The organism is Streptomyces sp. NPDC048584 (assembly GCF_043199595.1).
Lineage (GTDB): Bacteria > Actinomycetota > Actinomycetes > Streptomycetales > Streptomycetaceae > Streptomyces > Streptomyces edwardsiae.
Genome location: NZ_JBICWF010000009.1, coordinates 305,105 through 323,314, shown reverse-complemented (window position 1 = coordinate 323,314; position 18,210 = coordinate 305,105). Strand labels below are relative to the sequence as shown.

The following is an 18,210-nucleotide window of genomic DNA, read 5'->3' as shown; positions in this document are numbered from 1 at the left end:
TGCTGTCACTGCTCCTGGGCGTCGGTGAGGGTCGGGGGGAAGTCTGTGGTGTCGGTGGTGTGCGCCGCCAGCGATCGGTCCGGATTCAGCCGTACGACGATGTGGCGGCGCCATGCCGTGTCGTCGCGCTCCGGGCGGTCCTCGCGCCAGTGGCAGCCGCGCGTCTCCTCGCGCCGCTGCGCGGCGGCGACCAGGACGCGGGCCACGCACAGGAGGTTGGTGGCCTCCCATGTGTCGACGCCGGGCTCGGCGGTCTTGCCGTTCTCGTCGAGGGCGTCGCGCGCGTCCGCGTGCAGCCGGTGGAGCCGGTCGGCGGCCTCGGCGAGGGAGCCGGCGGAGCGCAGGACGCCCGCGCCCCTGGACATGATCCGCTGGACGGTGAGGCGGGCCTCCGGGGGGAGCAGGGGGTACGCGGGGCGTTCCGTGGCGGGCAGCGGCTGCGGCTCCCGCGCGGGGAGGATGTGTCCCGCGCGCGCGATGTCGGCGGCGATGCGCTCGGCGTAGACCAGCCCCTCCAGGAGGGAGTTCGAGGCCAGCCGGTTGGCGCCGTGCACACCGGTGCAGGCGGCCTCGCCGCACGCGTACAGACCGGGCACGGTGGTGCGGCCGCGGGAGTCGGTGCGGACGCCGCCGGAGGCGTAGTGGGCGGCCGGGGCGACCGGGATGGGCTCGGTGACCGGGTCGATCCCGTGGGCGCGGCAGGCGGCGAGGATCGTGGGGAAGCGGTGTTCCCACATCTCGGCGCCGAAGTGGCGGGCGTCGAGATACATGTGCTCGGCGTCCCGCTCCCGCATACGCCGCATGATGCCCTTGGCGACGATGTCGCGCGGGGCCAGTTCGGCGAGTTCGTGCTGCCCCTGCATGAATCGCACGCCGTCGGAGTCCACCAGGTGGGCGCCCTCGCCGCGTACCGCCTCGGAGACCAGCGGCTGCTGGCCCTCCGCGTCCGGGCCGAGGAAGAGCACCGTGGGGTGGAACTGGACGAATTCGAGGTCGCTCACCTCGGCGCCCGCGCGCAGGGCGAGCGCCACGCCGTCGCCCGTGGAGACGGAGGGGTTCGTGGTCGCGGAGAAGACCTGGCCCATGCCGCCGGTCGCCAGGACCACGGCGGGCGCGTGGACGGCGCCCACACCGTCGTGCTGGCCCTCCCCCATGACATGCAGGGTGACGCCGGCGGTGCGGCCGTCGGCGTCGGTGAGGAGGTCCAGGACGAGGGCGTTCTCGACGGTGCGCAGTCCGCGCGCGCGGACCGCCTCGACCAGGGCGCGGGATATCTCCGCGCCGGTGGCGTCGCCGCCCGCGTGGGCGATGCGGCGACGGTGGTGGCCGCCCTCGCGCGTGAGCTCCAGTGCGCCGTCGGTCGTCGCGTCGAAGTGCGCGCCGGTCGCGATGAGGCGGCGTACGGCGTCGGGTCCCTCGGTGACGAGGATGCGCACCGCCTCCTCGTCGCAGAGGCCGGCACCGGCGACCAGGGTGTCGTCCAGGTGCTGTTCGGGGGTGTCGCCGTCGCCGAGGGCGGCGGCGATGCCGCCCTGTGCCCAGCGGGTGGAGCCGTCGTCGAGGCGGGCCTTGGTGACGACGACCGTCGTCAGGCCCGCGGCCTCGCAGCGCAGGGCGGCCGTGAGGCCGGCCACGCCGGAGCCGACGACCACGACGTCCGCGTCGATGGACCACCCGGGCGCGGGCGCGTGCAGTCGTATGCCTGTGCTGGTCACGAGGCGGCTCCGAAGGTTCCGAAGGTCAGGGTGGTGTTGTCGATCAGGCGGGTGGAGCCCACGCGTGCGGCCACGGCGAGGACGGCCTCGCCGCTGAACCCGTCGTCGATCTCGGTGAAGTCGGCGGGGTCGACCAGGGCCAGGTAGTCCAGTGTGAGCGGCGGTGTGAGGCGGCCGGCGTCGTCGAGGACCAGGCGGGCGGCGGCCCGGACGGCGGCGGGGCCGCCGGCGGTGGTGGCGACGGCGTGCGTGTCGGCCGCCGCGCGGGACTCCCCTATGGCGCTGAGCGCCTCGGCACGCGCGCGCGTGGCGGGCACTTCGCTCGCCCGCGCGCGCAGCGCCTGCTGTGCGGCGTGCCGGTCGCGGCCGGCGAACAGGGCCTGCGACAGGGCGAGCGCGGTCTGCCGCTCGGCGGCCGAGAGGTAGCGGTTGCGGCTGGACAGAGCGAGCCCGTCCTCCTCGCGGACGGTGGGCACGCCGACGATCTCGACGCCGAAGTTCAGGTCGCGCACCATGCGGCGGATCAGGGCGAGCTGCTGGGCGTCCTTCTGGCCGTACAGCGCGATGTCGGGGCGGGTGAGGTGGAGCAGCTTGGCGACGACGGTGAGCATGCCGTCGAAGTGGCCGGGGCGCGACGCGCCCTCCAGGCGTTCGCCCATGGGGCCGGCGCTGACGCGGACCTGGGGTTCGCCGCCCGGGTAGACCTCGTCCGCGGACGGGGCGAAGACGGCGTCGGCACCGGACCGCCCGGCCAGCTCGACGTCGGCGTCCAGGGTGCGCGGATAGCGGTCCAGGTCCTCGCCCGCGCCGAACTGCAGCGGGTTGACGAAGACGGTGACCACCACCTCGCCCTCGGGGCCTGCGGTCTCCCGCGCGGTGCGGATGAGCGCGGCATGGCCCTCGTGCAGGGCGCCCATGGTCATCACGACGGCACGGCGGCCCGCACGCGCGCGTGCGCGCAGTTCGGCGGCGGTGCGCAGCAGGGCGGCGGTCATCGGTCGTCTCCCGGGTTGCTTCCCTTGCCGTCGGTTCCGTCCGCGAGCACCCCGAGGAGGTCCTCCGCGAGCTCCGGTTTCAGCAGGCCGTGGGCGAGGGCGCGGTCGGCGGTCGCGCGGGCCATCGCCAGATAGCCGGCGACGGCACCCGGGGCGTGCCGGCGCAACTCGGTGACGTGCGCGGCGACCGTGCCCGCGTCACCGCGCGCCACGGGGCCGGTGAGGGCCGCGTCACCGGAGCGCAGGGCGTTGTCCAGGGCGGCGCCGAGCAGCGGGCCGAGCATCCGGTCGGGCGCCTGGACACCGGCCGTGCGCAGCAGTTCCAGGGACTGGGCCACCAGGGTGACCAGGTGGTTGGCGCCCAGGGCGAGGGCGGCGTGGTAGAGCGGGCGGTTCTCCTCGGCGATCCACTCCGGCTCGCCGCCCATCTCGATGACGAGCGCCTCGGCGGCCAGCCGCAGCTCCTCGGGGGCGGTGACGCCGAACAAACACCCGGCGAGGCGCTGCACGTCGACGGGGGTGCCGGTGAACGTCATCGCGGGATGCAGGGCCAGCGGCAGGGCGCCGGCCCGCAGGGCGGGGTCGAGGACCTTCGCGCCGTAGCGCCCGGAGGTGTGCACGAGCAGCTGGCCCGGCCGTACCGCGCCGGTGTCGGCGAGCCCGGAGACCAGCTCGGGCAGCGCGTCGTCCGGGACGGTCAGCAGCACCAGTTCGGACCGCTGGAGGACCTCGGCGGGCGGCACCACCGGCACGTCGGGGAGCATCTGCCCGGCACGCCTGCGGGAGGTCTCGGAGACGGCGGAGACCGCCACCGGACGGTGCCCGGCGAGCTGGAGGGACGCGGCCAGGGCGGGGCCCACGCGTCCGGCGCCTACGACGCCGACGGTGAGCCGCGCGGGGCGGTCCCGGGGATCTGGCTGTGGGGTTGTGTTCACGCGACGGCGGCCTTCCCGTTCCAGTCCGCTCGGGGTACCGGACGATTTCTCGTCATGTTAACGCGATCGGTTCCGGGGGCGACCGGTTGTCCACAGGCTGTGGGTTTCCGTGCGCCGCCGGAAGGCGCGGGCCGGAAGGCGCGGGCCGGAAGGCGCGGGCCGGAAGGCGCGGGCCGGAAGGCGCGGCCGTACGGAAATGAGGGTGCCCGCGCGGACGCGGGCGGGGATGATCACGCGCATGAGTGCTACCGACGACGACGTCACGAGTGACACGAGCGACACCCCTACGCTGCGCGAACGCCGGATCGCCGCCTGGCGCGCTGCCCCGCGCGTGCTCGCGCGCCTCGGCTTCCTGGCCCCGCTCCGGGAGCGGCTGGCCCTCCTGGAGGCGGCCGGCGGCGTGTACGACCTCGACGAGACGTCCGACATCTACGGCAATGGAGTCGTCGAGGCCCTGGAGAAGAGGGTCGCCGGCCTGCTCGGCACCGAGGCCGCCGCGTTCTTCCCGACCGGCACGATGGCCCAGCAGGTCGCCCTGCGCTGCTGGGCGGGCCGCACCGGCACCCCAGCGGTGGCCCTGCACCCGCTCAGCCACCCCGAGGTGTACGAACGGAACGCGTTCAGCCAGGTCAGCGGCCTGCGGCCGGTGCGGATGACGAACGAGCCCCGGCTCCCCACCGCCGCCGAGGTGCGCGACTTCGAGGAACCCTTCGGGGCGCTGATGCTGGAGTTGCCGCTGCGGGACGCCGGTTTTGTCCTGCCCACGTGGGAGGAGCTCACCGAGGTCGTGGCCGCCGCGCGGGAACGCGACGCGGTCGTGCACTTCGACGGGGCCCGGTTGTGGGAGTGCACCGAGCACTTCGGGCGCCCGCTGGCGGAGATCGCGGGCCTCGCGGACAGCGTCTACGTGTCGTTCTACAAGTCCCTCGACGCGTTCGGCGGCGCCGCGCTCGCCGGACCCTCGAGCCTGATCGAGGAGGCGCGCGCGTGGCGGCACCGGTACGGGGGGAATGTGTTCCAGCAGTTCCCGACCGCATTGTCGGCGTTGATCGGGCTGGAGCGGGAGCTGCCTCGGCTGCCGTCGTATGTGCGGCACGCGCGTGTGGTGGCGGCTGCTCTGCGGGAGGGGCTGGAGGCAGGGGGGTTGCCCTGGTTCCGGGTGCGTCCCGAGGTGCCGTACACGTACGACTTCCAGGTGTGGCTGCCGTACGAGGCGGATGTGGTGGCGGAGGTGGCGATCGCCGCGGCGGAGGAGACGGGGGTGGTGCTGTTCGCGAATCACTGGGATCCGAAGGGGCCGGGGGTGTGCTTCACGGAGGTGTATGTGCGGGCGGCGGGGCTGGAGTGGAGCGCAGGGGATGTGCGGGCTGCGGCGGAGGACTTCGCGGGGCGGCTGCGGCGGGCGGTCTGAGGGGTGTCCTCACCCCTGCCGCCCCCTCCCGTCCCGGCCCTGGGGCTCCGCCCCGGACCCCGCTCCTCGCACGCCGGAGGGGCTGGAACCAGCCTCGGACCCCGGGGCAGCGCTCCCGGTGGGGGCTGAATCCCCTGCATCATGTGGGCATGGGCGTGCACATAGACATCACCGGTCTCCGGCCGGAGCGGATCGTCGTCGTGCCCTCGCCGCTGGCCGAGCTCGGCATGGCCCTGCACGCGCTGGCCGAGCCGGGCCACCACCCCGCGCTCCAGGCCTGGGTGACCGCCGTGACCGCCCGCCTCGACCCCCACCTCGCCGACCGCATGTGCGAGGCCGACTTCCTGTGGCGCACCACGTTCTCCGACCTGTTCCTCCCCAGCGCCGGCGTCCCGGGCCGCACCGCCCTCCCCGGCGGAACGCTCAGCGAGGAGCTCGACCTGCTGGACAAGCTGTCCGACGAGCAGTTCGTGGACGCCGCCCTGGAGTTCACCTGCGCGCTCCCCTACGGCGCCCCCGGCGCCGGACCGCTCACCGACGCGGGACTCAGACGCCGCTCGCTGGAGCTCGCCGCCGCGCGGGGGCCGCGCCAGATGCTGTTCACCGAGCGGCTGCTGGCCGACCCGCCCCTGATCAGGGCCTGGCTGCGCCAGTTCCTCCAGGACTGCGACGAGGCGTTCTTCGCCGAGACCTGGTCCCGGCTGCGGGATCGGCTCACGGCCGACACCCGTCTCAAGACGGACCTGCTCCGCCACAAGGGGCCGGCCGGGGCGCTGGCCGCCGTGTCCCCCGCGGTGACGCTCGACGAGACCACCGCGCGGATCACCGTCGACAAGCTGGGCGAGGGGCGTACGGCGACGGGGGACGGCGGGCTGCTGCTGATCCCGACCAGTCTCGGCTGGCCGCATCTGATGGTGCTGCACCGGTACGGCTGGCAGCCGGTGCTGCACTACCCGGTCGGCTCCTCCGAACCGGCCGCCCCGCCGACGGTCGAGCAGCTTGCCCTGCGGATGACCGCCCTGTCCCACCCGGTCCGCATGCGCATGTGCCGCAATCTCGCCCGCAGCGCGTACACGACCAGCGAGCTGGCCCAGGTGCACGGCATGACGGCGCCGGAGATATCCCGGCACCTGGGCGTGCTGAAGAAGGCGGGCCTGATCACCACCCGGCGGCGCGGGCGGTACGTGCTGCACCAGTTGGACGTGACGGTCGTGGCCCGGCTGGGCGGCGACTTCCTGGAGGGCATCCTGCGCTGAGGGCGCCCTCGCCCGCGGGTGCGGTCAGTGCCGGCGCATGTGCCGCAGGCCCACGCCGGCCTGCCGGATCACGCACCCTACCGGCGTACGGCCGTCCGTTCAGCCGTGTCCGCCGGCCCGTACCAGACCCGTCTCGTAGGCGAGGACGACGACCTGTACGCGGTCGCGCAGGCCCAGCTTGGTGAGGATGCGTCCCACGTGTGTCTTCACGGTCGCCTCGGAGAGCACGAGGCGGGCCGCGATCTCGCCGTTGGACAGGCCCTGCGCGACCAGCACCATGACCTCGCGCTCACGGTCGGTGAGGCGCTCCAGTTGCTTGTGCTCGGGCTGCGCGCCCGTGCTGGGCAGCATCGGCGCGAACCGGTCCAGGAGCCGGCGGGTGGTGGAGGGGGCGACCACGGCGTCGCCGCTGTGCACCGCGCGGATGGCGGCGAGCAGTTCGCCCGGCGGCACGTCCTTGAGCATGAAGCCGGACGCGCCCGCCTTGAGGCCGGAGAAGGCGTACTCGTCGAGGTCGAAGGTGGTGAGGATCAGCACCTTCGGCGGGTCGGTGTCCGCGCAGATCCGGCGAGTCGTCTCCACGCCGTCGAGCTTGGGCATGCGGACGTCCATCAGGACGACGTCGACGGCGGTGGACCGCAGCACCTCCAGCGCCTCGACGCCGTTGCCCGCCTCCGCCACGACGTCCATGTCCGGCTGGGCGGCAAGCACCATCCGGAACCCGGTGCGCAGCAGCACCTGGTCGTCGACGAGCATCACGCGGATCGTCATCGGGGCCTCTTCCGTTGGTTCGTCGCAGGGGGTGTGACAGGTGCCGGTGGGGGCGTGCGCGGGCGTCAATGCGCGGGTTTGAGCGGCAGCAGCACACTGATGCGGAATCCTCCGCCCGGGCGCGGGCCCGCGTCCAGGGTGCCGCCGACCATGCCGACCCGTTCGCGCATGCCGATCAGGCCGTGCCCCTGGCCGTCGTAACCGCCCTCCTCGTACAGCTCGTGGGGGGCGCCCTTGCCGTCGTCCTCCACCAGGAGGCCCAGGCCGTCGTCGAAGTACACCAGGCGCACGCTGGCGCCCACGTCGGAGCCGCCGTGCTTGCGGGTGTTGGTGAGTGCCTCCTGCACGATGCGGTACGCGGTGAGCTCGACGCCGCTGGGCAGCGGGCGCGGCGTGCCCTCGACCTTGAAGTCCACCGGCAGTCCGGACTCCCGGCACTGCTCGACCAGGTCCTCTATCTGCTGCACGTCGGGCTGGGGCACGTACTCCCCGGCCTCCTGGTGCTCGCCGGTACGCAGAACGCCCAGCAGGCGGCGCATCTCGGCGAGGGCCTGGCGGCCGGTGGAGGAGATCGTCTCCAGGGCCTTCTTCGCCTGGTCGGGTGCGGCGTCGAGGACGTAGGCGGCGCCGTCGGCCTGCACCACCATCACCGACACGTTGTGTGCGACGACGTCGTGCAGTTCGCGGGCTATCCGCGCGCGTTCGGCGGCGACCGCGACCTTGGCCTGCGCCTCGCGCTCCTTCTCCAGCCGGGCGGCCCGCTCCTCCAGCTGCGCGAAGTACGCGCGGCGGGTGCGGATGGAGTCGCCCAGCACCCACGCGAGGGCGAAGGGCACCGCCTGGAAGACCGTTATGGCGATGTTCTCGACCGTGCTCGCCTCATGGTTGGGCCACCGCAACTGCGCCAGCGGAGCCGCGACCAGGGCGGCGGACAGCGCGAGGCGGGAGGACCAGCGCGCCCCGACCGCCGCGACCGTGTAGACGATCACCAACAGGGCGAAGTCGGCGGGCATCGGCGCCACGTCCGTGGTCAGCTGTCCCACACCCACGGCGAGGGCGAGGACCAGCATCCGCTCCGGCGTCCGGCGGCGCAGGGCGACGACCAGCGACAGCAGCAGCATGACCGGCACGGTGAGGGCCGGCAGATCCGTCCCCCGGCTCTCCTCCACGGTGGTTCCGCTGAGCACCGAGATCCCGAAGAGGACCACGGCCCAGAAGCCGTCCACCCAGGTCGGGTGTCTGCGGAGGAAGTCATAGAGGCGCTGCACGTAACCCAGCGTAGGGAAGCGAAATGCGTGCAGGGGTCAACCGGAGGGCCGATCCCTGGTGGGCACGTGTACTCCGCAAGGTGGAGGCCCGGCATATCCGCGCCCTTAACCTGGGCCGGTGACGACGGCGCGGACGGGCGAGGCGGAGGGCGGCGGGCGGGGCCCGCGAGGCTGGCGGGAGGCGGCTCAGGAGGCCCTGTACGGGCCGGGCGGCTTCTACCGCGGGCCCGGTCCGGGACCGGCCGGACACTTCCGTACGTCCGTGCACGCCTCCCCGCTGTTCGCGGGCGCCGTGGCGCGGCTGTTGTGCCGGGTCGACGAGGCACTGGGGCGTCCGGAGGTGCTCGACTTCGTGGACATGGCGGCCGGGCGGGGTGAACTGATCACCGGCGTCCTCGCCGCGCTGCCCACCGACGTGGCGGCACGCGTGCACGCGTACGCCGTCGAGCTCGCCGACCCGCCCGACGGGCTGGCCCCACGGATCGACTGGCGGCCCGCCCTGCCCCCGGAGCCGGTCACAGGGCTGCTCTTCGCCAACGAGTGGCTGGACAACGTACCCGTGGACGTGGCGGAGGTGGACCCGGCGGGCGTCCCGCGGCGGGTGCTGGTGCGCCCGGACGGCACGGAGGAGCTCGGGAAGCCGGTCACCGGGGCGGACGCCGGGTGGCTGGCGCGGTGGTGGCCGCTCGGGGCCGAGGAGGGGCTCCGCGCGGAGATCGGACTGCCGCGGGACGGGGCGTGGGCGTCGGCCGTCGGCACGCTCGCGCGGGGGCTCGCCGTCGCGGTGGACTACGCGCACACGGCGGCCGCGCGGCCGCCGTTCGGGACGCTCGCGGCGTTCCGGGAAGGGCGGGAGACGACGCCCGTGCCCGACGGGTCGTGCGACCTCACCGCACACGTGGCCCTGGACGCGTGCGCCGCGGCCTGCGCTCTCCCCGGCACACGCCTGCTGTCGCAGCGGGACGCCCTGCGCGCCCTCGGTGTCAGCGGCGTACGCCCCCCGCTCACGCTTGCGTCCACCGACCCCGCCGGATACGTACGCGCCCTCGCGCGCGCCGGAGAGGCCGCCGAACTCGTCGCGCCGGGCGGACTCGGCGACTTCGGGTGGCTCGCCCAGCCGGTCGGGATCGCGCGGGACCTATTTGTCGATGTCGCCGACGACGAAGAACATTGACCCGAGGATGGCCACCATGTCCGCGACCAGCGTCCCCGGCAGCAGTTCGGTGAGCGCCTGGATGTTGTTGAACGAGGCCGAGCGCAGCTTCAGCCGGTACGGGGTCTTCTCGCCCTTGCTGACCAGGTAGTAGCCGTTGATGCCGAGCGGGTTCTCGGTCCACGCGTATGTGTGTCCCTCGGGCGCCTTGAGGACCTTCGGAAGGCGCTGGTTGACCGGGCCCGGAGGCAGCTCGGCGAGCCGGTCGAGGCAGGCGCCGGCGAGGTCGAGGGCGTTGTGGGTCTGCTCCAGGAGGCACTCGAAGCGGGCGAGACAGTCGCCCTCCGCGCGGGTGACCACCTTGAGGACGTCGCCGAGTTCGCCGTAGGCGAGGTACGGCTCGTCGCGGCGCAGATCGAAGTCGACACCGGAGCCACGCGCGATCGGCCCGCTCACTCCGTACGCGTGCACGGCCTCGGGGGACAGCACGCCGACCCCGCGCGTGCGGCCACGGAAGATCTCGTTGCCGAGGACCAGGTCGTCGAAGCGGTCCATACGGGAGCGGACGTCGGCGATCGCGGCACGCGCGCGTGTGGTCCAGCCGGCCGGGAGGTCCTCCTTGAGGCCGCCGACACGGTTGAACATGTAGTGCATGCGCCCGCCGGAGACCTCCTCCATGACGTGCTGGAGCTCCTCGCGCTCCCGGAAGGCGTAGAAGATCGGGGTGATGCCGCCGAGTTCCAGCGGATAGGAGCCGAGGAACATCAGATGGTTGAGCACCCGGTTCAGCTCGGCGAGGAGCGTGCGCAGCCACACCGCGCGCTCGGGGACCTCCATGCCGAGCATCCGCTCCACGGCGAGGACCACGCCCAGCTCGTTGGAGAACGCCGACAGCCAGTCATGACGATTGGCCAGCATGATGATCTGACGGTAGTCACGGGCCTCGAACAGCTTCTCCGCGCCCCGGTGCATATAGCCGATCACGGGTTCCGCGCTGACGATGCGCTCACCGTCCAGGACGAGCTTCAACCGCAGCACGCCATGGGTGGAGGGGTGCTGGGGGCCGATGTTGAGCACCATGTCGGTGCTCTCCGCCGCGCCGCCGATACCGACCATGGTCTCCGTCGTAGGAGTCATGAACACAGTCTCTCCTACGTACGCTGGCCGTATGGAGACGGGGAGCCCGCACGACACGGGATCAGCGGCAACGGGCAGGCGGGCGGTCGCGGACGGCGATGAGCCGGTGTGGATCGCGCTGCCTCCGGGGCTGCTGCGGATGCGGCGGCTGCTGCTGGTGGTGTGGCTGGGGCTGCTGACCCTGGCCACCGCGCTGGTGCCGGGACTGCTCGCCGGACCCGTCTGGGCCGCCTTCGCGCTGCTGCCGCTGGCCCTGCTGCTCTGGGGCTGGGTACTGCTGGAGCGGAACTGGCGTTCCTGGCGGTACGCGGAACGCGCCGACGACCTGCTGATCAGCCGGGGCGTGCTGTGGCGCGAGCAGACGGTCGTACCGTACGGGCGGATGCAGCTGGTCGAGGTCACCTCCGGGCCGGTCGAACGGCACTTCGGGCTGGCCAGCGTGCAGCTGCACACGGCGGCCGCGGCGACCGACGCCACCATCCCCGGCCTCGACCCGGCCGAGGCGGAACGCCTGCGCGACCGGCTCACCGAGCTCGGTGAAGCCCGATCGGCGGGGCTGTGACCACCCCCGACGCCCCCGACGCCCCCGAGGCCGTGCGCGGCCGGCCGCCCGTGACGGAACGGCGGCTGCACCCCGTCACACCCCTCAGGCGGGCGTGGGCGCCCGTCGCCGTGCTGATCGGCTGGGCGCTGCACGACCCCGACCAGGCACAGCGCCAGCTGAACCGGCTGACCACGACCACCCTGCTGATCGGCATCGCCGTACTCATTCCGGCCGCCGCCCTCTACGGCTTCCTGACCTGGTGGTTCACCCACTTCGCGGTGACCGACAGCGAGCTGCGCATCCGGACCGGACTACTGTTCAGGCGCACCGCGCACATCCGCCTCGAGCGCATCCAGGCCATCGACGTCACCCAGCCGCTGCTCGCGCGGGTGGCGGGCGTCTCGAAACTCAAACTCGATGTCATAGGGGCCGACAAGAAGGACGAACTCGCCTTCCTGGGCGCCGGCGAGGCACGCGCGCTGCGCGCGGAACTGCTCGCGCGGGCGGCGGGTTTCGCTCCCGAGACCGCGCACGAGGTCGGCGAGGCGCCGGCCCGGCAGATGCTGCGGGTGCCGGCGGGCGTCCTCGTCGTCTCCCTCCTGCTGACCGGGGCGACCTGGGGCTGGCTCCTCGTCGCGGGTGTCGTGGTGCCGCTGCTGTGGATGGCCACCCACAGCCTGTGGACGGTGCTCGCCGCGGCCGTGCCGATGCTGGGCGCGGCTGGCGCGAGCAGTGTGGGCCGGTTCGTCACCGAGTACGACTGGACGCTGGCCGAGTCACCGGACGGGCTGCGCATCGACCACGGGCTGCTCGACCGGGCCCACGAGACGGTGCCGCCGGGGCGCGTGCAGACGGTACGGCTCGTCGAGCCGCTGCTGTGGCGGCGCCGGGGCTGGGTACGCGTGGAACTGGACGTGGCGGGTTCGTCCAACTCGCTGCTGCTGCCGGTCGCCCCGCGCGAACTCGCGGAATCCGTCGTCGCGCGGGTGCTGCCCGGCGTGAGCGTGCCCCCGCGCGAGGCACTCGTCCCGCCGCCGCGCCGCGCGCGGTGGTGCGTCCCGCTGTGGTGGCGGGGCTACGGACTCACCGTCACCGACGCGGTGTTCGCCACCCGGCAGGGCCTGTTGCGCCGCAGCCTGTCCCTGGTGCCGCACGCCAAGGTGCAGAGCGTACGGCTGGTCCAGGGCCCCTGGCAGCGCGCGCGGGGCGTCGCGGACGTCCACGTGGACACCGGCGCGAACAAGTCGGTGACGGCCCGTCTCCGCGACACCGCGGAGGCGGCCGCCCTCCTCCGCTCCCAGGCGGAACGCTCCCGCACCGGCCGCAGGGACGCCCTCCCGGACCGCTGGATGTCCTGACCCGGCGGGTCCGGCCGCGGAACGCCGACGGGCCCCGCGCGGTGTGCACGGGGCCCGTCGGGGTGGCCGGGGTCAGGAGACCGCGCTGCGCAGGCCCTCAACGTCGATGTGTTCCGTCTCGTCGTGGGCCGTCAGGTCGATGACCTGGCCGACGCCGCGCGCCTGCTCGTCGGCGGGCTTGAACTCCGCCTCCGCCTCCGCCTTGTGCAGCGCGAGCGCCTCCTGGCCGACGACATCGGCGAGGTCCTCGTTGTGCACGGTGTCCATCGCGGCGCCGTCCGCGTCCTTCTTCGTCCCGAAGAAGTCGAAGTCGCCCCCGGACACCGGCCGCCGTACCGGCGCGGTCGGCGGTACGACCGCCACCGCCGTCGGCACGGTGAAGTGTCCGGAGGGCCGGCGCACGGACTGGGCGGGCGGAGCGGCCGGCGGCGGCGGCGGGGCCGTCGTACGCTCGTGCTCGCCGGCCTCCTCGGTCCGCCCCTCGGCCTCGGTCTCGTCCTCCTGCTCGGGCTCCTTCGTCGGCTCGGGCCCGTCGTCCTCGGGGCCCTCCGCGGAGGCATCGTCGTCCTCGTCGTCCGGGGCGCCCGCGTCCTGCGGCGTGTCGCCGGACCCGGCCGGGGCGTCGTCGGTCTCCTCCGGCGCGTCGTCGGCCGCTACGGCCGTATCGGCGCCGTCCTCCCCAGTGACGTCGGCCGCCTCGTCCTCGCCCGCGTCGGAGGCGAGCCGGGTCAGCGCCGCGTCGGCCCGCAGGAACAGCTTGGACCCCTCCGGCGAGAAGACGGACGACGCGGAGGTCTCCTCCTCGACGACGGCCTCGTCCGGTCCGACCGTCTCGGCCGGCTCCACCGCCTCGGCCGCCACCTCAGCGGACTCCCGCGCGGGCGCCTCCGCCTCCCCGTCCTCGGCCGCGTCCGACGTCCCGGCCGGCAGCGCGCGGGCCGGGACCGCGGCCTCTATCTCCAGCACCCGGCGCTCTTCCAGGACGCTCGCCCGGTCGACCTCCGCCGCGGCGTACCGGCGCAGCAGAGCCGCGTGCTCGTTGCGCAGCCCCGCCAGTTCCGCGCGCTTGGCGCGCAACCGCTGGTCCAGCTTGGTCCGCAGCTCGCGCGACTCCTCGAGGTCGGACTCGAGTTCGGCGATCCGTTCCTCGAAACGCCATTCGTCACTCGCACGCGCGCGGGTGAGATCGGCGACGCGCTTGCCCGCCTGGGTATCCCAGTGCCGCATGACGACGGCGCTCAGAACCGCCGTGACCGCGGCGGCCGCGGCCAGGACACGAAGCACCATCGGTTGTGTGAACACCCAGGACCCCAGGGCGCAGACGACGGAGACGCCTGCGATCGCCGACGGGGGCAGCATCCTGTGCAGAGGCGGGGAATGACGGTGACGTCCACGTGGCATGGCCAGAAACTTACCGCGCGTAGGCGAATGATGGTGCCCCGCCCCGTAAAAACAAAGCCACACCGAGACTTTCACAGGGCATCAGGGAACGCGGGCCGCGCGTGAATACACATATTGCCCAAATATCAAGATCGTTTATTGCCCAACTACCCGGCCCGCAGACGGGCCCTGGGGCCGCCCCGCCCCGGACGGCAGGGCCTCGAGGCACCCGGTCCGGCTCCTCCCCCGGTACCGGAAGCGAATCCCGGCGCGCATTCCATCCCGAGTTCCGGACCCCCGGGAACCGCGAATCCCGAGCCGTCCCGTATGCGCAGATCCGCCGGGCATCGGGCATCACCGCAATACGGGCGCAAGGTTTCCTCGGGCACGGCCCGGTCCCGCCCCGACAGGCCCCGCGCGCCCTCCCCGGACCAGCGGCACCCCACCCGCCCGAGGCGTCCCCCGCCCCTCCCCTGGGCCTACGCTGAACATATGAGCAACCACAGCGGACGCCGCCAGGTCGCGGGCCTTCCTCAATGGGACCGCTGCGCGGTCATGGGAGTCGTGAACGTCACCCCGGACTCCTTCTCCGACGGCGGCCGCTGGTTCGACACGACGACCGCCGTCAAGCACGGCCTCGACCTGGTTGCCCAGGGCGCCGATCTGATCGACGTCGGCGGCGAGTCCACCCGGCCCGGCGCCACCCGCGTCGACGAGGCCGAAGAGCTCAAACGCGTCATCCCCGTGGTCCGCGGCCTCGCCGCCGAGGGCGTCACCATCTCCGTCGACACCATGCGCGCCTCCGTGGCCGAACAGTCCCTCGCGGCGGGCGCGGCCCTGGTCAACGACGTCAGCGGCGGACTCGCCGACTCCGCCATGATCCCCGTCGTCGCGGACGCGGGCGCCCCCTTCGTCGTCATGCACTGGCGCGGCTTCCTGGAGGGCGGCACCATCAAAGGCGTGTACGCCGACGTGGTCACGGAGGTCGCCGACGAACTGCACGCGCGCGTGGCGGCCGTCCTGGAGGGCGGCGTCGCCGCCGACCGTGTGATCGTCGACCCCGGCCTCGGCTTCTCCAAGGGCGCCGACCACGACCTGGCACTCCTCGCCCACCTCGACCGTCTCCTGGCCCTCGGCCACCCGGTGCTCGTCGCCGCCTCCCGCAAGCGGTTCCTCGGCCGTGTGCTGGCCGGCCCGGACGGCGCGCCCCCGCCCGCGCGGGAGCGGGACGCGGCCACCGCCGCCGTCTCCGCGCTCGCCGCGCGGTCCGGCGCGTGGGCGGTCCGTGTGCACGAGGTACGCGCCACCGCGGACGCCGTACGGGTCACCCGCGCCATCACGCAGGCGCGCACCGCGCCCCCCGAACCCGGCGCGCACGGCGCAGAAGGAGCCCGGTGAGCGCGCCCCACACCGACGTCGAGCAGGTAGAGGCCGCCAACACCGCCTTCTACGAGGCACTCGAAAGGGGCGACTTCGAAGGGGTGGCGTCGCTCTGGCTGACCCCCGGCGATCTCGGCGTCGACGAGTCGTACCACGACCCGGCGGACACCGGCGTGGTCTCCTGCGTGCACCCCGGCTGGCCGGTGCTCACCGGGCGCGGTGAGGTCCTCAGGTCGTACGCCCTGATCATGGCGAACACCGACTACATCCAGTTCTTCCTCACCGACACGCATGTCTCCGTCACCGGTGACACCGCCCTCGTGACCTGTACGGAGAACATCCTCAGCGGCGGCCCCGCGCCCGAGGCCGGCGAGGAACTCGGTCCCCTGGTCGGCCAGCTCGTCGTCGCGACGAACGTGTTCCGCCGCACGCCGGAGGGCTGGAAGCTCTGGTCCCACCACGCCTCCCCCGTCCTCGCCGAGGACGAGGACGGCGAGGACGACGACACCCCGGCCTGAGCGGGGACCCGCCGGGGCGCGGGAGGTGGCGGGAATCACGACAGGACGGGCGGAAACGGCCGCCGCCCCGTGAGCCCCCGCCTCCCCGGGAGGAAACGGGCGGTGAAATCGCCGGACACCGGACGCCTTCGCACCCCCGGGCCACCGGCACTGTCGGCTGCCGCGGGTAGATTCGAGTGGTGACCGGTGTGCCGTCCGCACAGGCACCGACCGGCCGGACCGACGACTTTGCAGGAGTGATAGGCGTGGATCGTGTCGCGCTGCGCGGCCTGAAGGCCCGCGGGCACCACGGTGTGTTCCCCAAGGAACGCGAAGAGGGCCAGACCTTCATCGTGGACCTCGTCCTCGGCCTGGACACCCGGGCGGCCGCGGCCGACGACGACCTCACCAGGACCGTGCACTACGGCATCGTGGCGGAGGAGGTCGTGGCCGTCGTCAGCGGCGAACCCGTCAATCTCATCGAGACCCTGGCCGAGCGCATCGCCCAGGTCTGTCTGAAGCACGAGGCGGTGCGCGAGGTCGAGGTGTGCGTCCACAAGCCGGACGCGCCGATCACCGTGCCCTTCGACGACGTGACCGTCACCATCATCCGGAGCCGCGTATGACCAGGCCGTCCACCCAGGGCCAGACCGACCCGACCGTCCAGCCCGTCCCCGCCGCCGTGGTCGAGCAGGTCGACGCCGCGGACACCACCCTGCACAACCCGAAACGGGCCGTGATCTCCCTCGGCGCCAACCTCGGCAACCGGCTGGAGACCCTCCAGGGGGCCGTCGACGCCCTGGAGGACACCCCCGGCATCCGGGTCAAAGCGGTCTCCCCCGTGTACGAGACGGAGCCCTGGGGCGTCGAGCCCGGCACCCAGCCCTCGTACTTCAACGCGGTCGCTGTCCTGAAGACCACCCTGCCCCCGTCCTCCCTGCTGGAGCGGGCCCACGCCGTGGAGGAGGCCTTCCACCGGGTCCGGGACGAGCACTGGGGACCGCGCACCCTCGACGTGGACATCGTCTCCTACGCGGACCTCCACTCCGACGACCCGCAGCTCACGCTCCCCCACCCCCGCGCACACGAGCGGGCCTTCGTCCTCGCCCCGTGGCACGACGTCGACCCCGGGGCGGAGCTCCCCGGCCGCGGCCCCGTCGCCGATCTCCTCGGCACGGTCACCCGGGAGGGCGTCGCCCCCCGCGCGGACCTGGAACTCCGGCTGCCCGAGTAGCCGTTAAGGTCGACAGGACCACATTCCGGGGCACCGTCGTCCGGGGGAACACGAAGGGACACCGTGAAAGAGCTGCGCATCAGGGTGCTGGCCGGCGTCTTCGTCGTGGCCGGGGTCCTGTCCTGGGCCGGCGCCCGCCTCTGGAACTCCGTGGGGACCCTGCCGAGCGTGCCCGTGGCCGCGCCCATCGTCCTCGCCCTGATCGCGGTGGTCCTCGCGGCCACCGCGCTCTCGCTGCGCGCCCGCCTCAAGGCCCAGCGCGAGCGGCAGGCCGGGGCGAAGGGCGTCGACCCCCTGATGGCGGCCCGCGCGGTCGTGTTCGGGCAGGCCAGCGCCCTGGTCGCCGCCCTCGTCGCCGGCATGTACGGCGGCACGGGCGTCTTCCTCCTGGAGTCCCTCGACATCCCCGCCCGCCGCGACCAGGCCATCTACGCCGGCTCCTCGGTCCTGGCGGGCATCGGCGTCATAGCGGCCGCCATCTTCCTGGAACGCGTCTGCAAACTCCCGGAGGACGACGACGACAACAGCCAGGGCACGGCCCGGGCGGCGTGAGAGCAGGCGTCAGCGCGCCATGATGAGGCTCATCGCCTCGTTGCGCGTCGCCGCGTCCCGCAGCTGACCGCGCACGGCCGAGGTCAGCGTCTTCGCACCGGGCTTGCGGATGCCGCGCATCGACATGCACATGTGCTCGCACTCCACGACCACGATCACTCCGCGCGGCTCCAGGATCTCCATCAGCGAGTCCGCGATCTGCGTGGTGAGACGTTCCTGCACCTGGGGCCGCCGGGCGTAGACGTCCACCAGCCTGGCCAGCTTCGACAGGCCGGTGATCTTTCCGCTGGTGGCCGGGATGTACCCGACGTGCGCCACACCCCGGAACGGCACCAGATGATGCTCACAGGTCGAGTACACCTCGATGTCCTTCACGAGCACCATCTCGTCGTGGCCCAGGTCGAAGGTCGTCGTCAGGACGTCCTCGGGCTTCTGCCACAGGCCCGCGAATATCTCCCGGTACGCCCGCGCCACCCGTGCAGGGGTCTCCAGGAGGCCCTCACGGTCCGGGTCCTCGCCGACCGCGATCAGAAGTTCGCGTACCGCGTTCTCCGCGCGCTTCTCGTCGAACTCGCCGATGGGGGCCATGCCGTCGAGCGTCACGGGGTCGGTCATGAGGTGCCT

18 protein-coding genes are annotated in these 18,210 nt (G+C 73.3%); 10 read left to right on the top strand and 8 right to left on the bottom strand.

The annotated features are described in order from the left end of the window. Window positions 1–5 precede the first annotated feature (5 nt). From ACGFR9_RS21920 to ACGFR9_RS21910, 3 genes are read right to left on the bottom strand one after another with little or no spacing between them, the layout of a single operon-like run. Window positions 6–1,715: an L-aspartate oxidase gene (locus ACGFR9_RS21920; protein WP_393211148.1), complete on the bottom strand. Its 1,710-nt coding sequence runs from the start codon at window positions 1,713–1,715 to the stop codon at window positions 6–8. Then, window positions 1,712–2,710, bottom strand: a complete 999-nt coding sequence (gene panC / locus ACGFR9_RS21915) for a pantoate--beta-alanine ligase (protein ID WP_393211145.1) — start codon at window positions 2,708–2,710, stop codon at window positions 1,712–1,714. Before panC ends, ACGFR9_RS21920 begins: the two co-directional genes overlap by 4 nt. Next, window positions 2,707–3,645, bottom strand: a complete 939-nt coding sequence (locus ACGFR9_RS21910) for a Rossmann-like and DUF2520 domain-containing protein (RefSeq protein WP_393211142.1) — start codon at window positions 3,643–3,645, stop codon at window positions 2,707–2,709. Before ACGFR9_RS21910 ends, panC begins: the two co-directional genes overlap by 4 nt. Window positions 3,646–3,883: 238 nt before the next feature. Here ACGFR9_RS21910 and ACGFR9_RS21905 point away from each other — a divergent pair, with 238 nt between their 5' ends. Both ACGFR9_RS21905 and ACGFR9_RS21900 read left to right on the top strand, forming a co-directional pair. After that, window positions 3,884–5,056 (top strand): threonine aldolase family protein, encoded by a 1,173-nt coding sequence (locus ACGFR9_RS21905; protein ID WP_393211139.1) that lies wholly within the window; start codon window positions 3,884–3,886, stop codon window positions 5,054–5,056. Window positions 5,057–5,205: 149 nt separating this feature from the next. After that, a complete protein-coding gene (locus ACGFR9_RS21900) occupies window positions 5,206–6,312 on the top strand; it encodes a DUF5937 family protein (protein ID WP_393211136.1) in 1,107 nt (368 codons plus the stop codon). A gap of 99 nt (window positions 6,313–6,411) precedes the next feature. On the opposite strand, the gene ACGFR9_RS21895 is transcribed toward ACGFR9_RS21900, so the two are convergent. Further along, a complete protein-coding gene (locus tag ACGFR9_RS21895; RefSeq protein ID WP_393211133.1) occupies window positions 6,412–7,083 on the bottom strand; it encodes a response regulator in 672 nt (223 codons plus the stop codon). 65 nt (window positions 7,084–7,148) lie between these two features. Then, window positions 7,149–8,351 carry a sensor histidine kinase gene (locus ACGFR9_RS21890; RefSeq protein WP_393211130.1) on the bottom strand — a complete coding sequence of 401 codons (1,203 nt, stop codon included), beginning with the start codon at window positions 8,349–8,351 and terminating at the stop codon, window positions 7,149–7,151. Window positions 8,352–8,469: 118 nt separating this feature from the next. Between ACGFR9_RS21890 and ACGFR9_RS21885 the strand changes: the two genes are divergently transcribed. After that, the gene (locus ACGFR9_RS21885) at window positions 8,470–9,525 is read left to right on the top strand and encodes an SAM-dependent methyltransferase (RefSeq protein WP_393211127.1); all 1,056 of its coding nucleotides are present in this window, start codon (window positions 8,470–8,472) and stop codon (window positions 9,523–9,525) included. Here the strand turns inward: ACGFR9_RS21885 and ACGFR9_RS21880 are convergent. Further along, window positions 9,490–10,641, bottom strand: a complete 1,152-nt coding sequence (locus tag ACGFR9_RS21880; RefSeq protein ID WP_393211124.1) for an NADH-quinone oxidoreductase subunit D — start codon at window positions 10,639–10,641, stop codon at window positions 9,490–9,492. The genes ACGFR9_RS21885 and ACGFR9_RS21880 overlap by 36 nt on opposite strands. 31 nt (window positions 10,642–10,672) lie before the next feature. Here ACGFR9_RS21880 and ACGFR9_RS21875 point away from each other — a divergent pair, with 31 nt between their 5' ends. Both ACGFR9_RS21875 and ACGFR9_RS21870 read left to right on the top strand, forming a co-directional pair. Then, window positions 10,673–11,203 carry a PH domain-containing protein gene (locus ACGFR9_RS21875; RefSeq protein WP_393211121.1) on the top strand — a complete coding sequence of 177 codons (531 nt, stop codon included), beginning with the start codon at window positions 10,673–10,675 and terminating at the stop codon, window positions 11,201–11,203. Next, window positions 11,200–12,543 carry a PH domain-containing protein gene (locus tag ACGFR9_RS21870; RefSeq protein WP_393211118.1) on the top strand — a complete coding sequence of 448 codons (1,344 nt, stop codon included), beginning with the start codon at window positions 11,200–11,202 and terminating at the stop codon, window positions 12,541–12,543. The genes ACGFR9_RS21875 and ACGFR9_RS21870 overlap by 4 nt, the downstream gene beginning before the upstream one ends. A 72-nt stretch (window positions 12,544–12,615) precedes the next feature. On the opposite strand, the gene ACGFR9_RS21865 is transcribed toward ACGFR9_RS21870, so the two are convergent. Then, window positions 12,616–13,944, bottom strand: coding sequence for a hypothetical protein (locus ACGFR9_RS21865; protein ID WP_393211115.1), 1,329 nt, complete (start codon window positions 13,942–13,944; stop codon window positions 12,616–12,618). Window positions 13,945–14,415: 471 nt separating this feature from the next. Here ACGFR9_RS21865 and folP point away from each other — a divergent pair, with 471 nt between their 5' ends. The 5 genes from folP (at window position 14,416) to ACGFR9_RS21840 (ending at window position 17,586) form a co-directional block, all read left to right on the top strand. Beyond that, window positions 14,416–15,321: a dihydropteroate synthase gene (gene folP / locus ACGFR9_RS21860; RefSeq protein ID WP_393211113.1), complete on the top strand. Its 906-nt coding sequence runs from the start codon at window positions 14,416–14,418 to the stop codon at window positions 15,319–15,321. After that, window positions 15,318–15,821, top strand: coding sequence for a nuclear transport factor 2 family protein (locus ACGFR9_RS21855; RefSeq protein ID WP_393211110.1), 504 nt, complete (start codon window positions 15,318–15,320; stop codon window positions 15,819–15,821). Before folP ends, ACGFR9_RS21855 begins: the two co-directional genes overlap by 4 nt. A gap of 245 nt (window positions 15,822–16,066) precedes the next feature. Continuing rightward, entirely contained in the window at window positions 16,067–16,426 is a 360-nt protein-coding gene (folB, locus tag ACGFR9_RS21850; RefSeq protein ID WP_393211107.1) for a dihydroneopterin aldolase, read from the top strand. Next, the gene (gene folK / locus ACGFR9_RS21845) at window positions 16,423–17,034 is read left to right on the top strand and encodes a 2-amino-4-hydroxy-6-hydroxymethyldihydropteridine diphosphokinase (protein WP_030224972.1); all 612 of its coding nucleotides are present in this window, start codon (window positions 16,423–16,425) and stop codon (window positions 17,032–17,034) included. The genes folB and folK overlap by 4 nt, the downstream gene beginning before the upstream one ends. Window positions 17,035–17,097: 63 nt before the next feature. Beyond that, a complete protein-coding gene (locus tag ACGFR9_RS21840; protein ID WP_393211104.1) occupies window positions 17,098–17,586 on the top strand; it encodes a DUF3180 domain-containing protein in 489 nt (162 codons plus the stop codon). Between the two features lie 9 nt (window positions 17,587–17,595). Here ACGFR9_RS21840 and folE read toward each other — a convergent pair whose 3' ends face one another. Next, window positions 17,596–18,201 (bottom strand): GTP cyclohydrolase I FolE, encoded by a 606-nt coding sequence (gene folE / locus ACGFR9_RS21835; protein ID WP_030224976.1) that lies wholly within the window; start codon window positions 18,199–18,201, stop codon window positions 17,596–17,598. Between the last annotated feature and the right edge of the window lie 9 nt (window positions 18,202–18,210).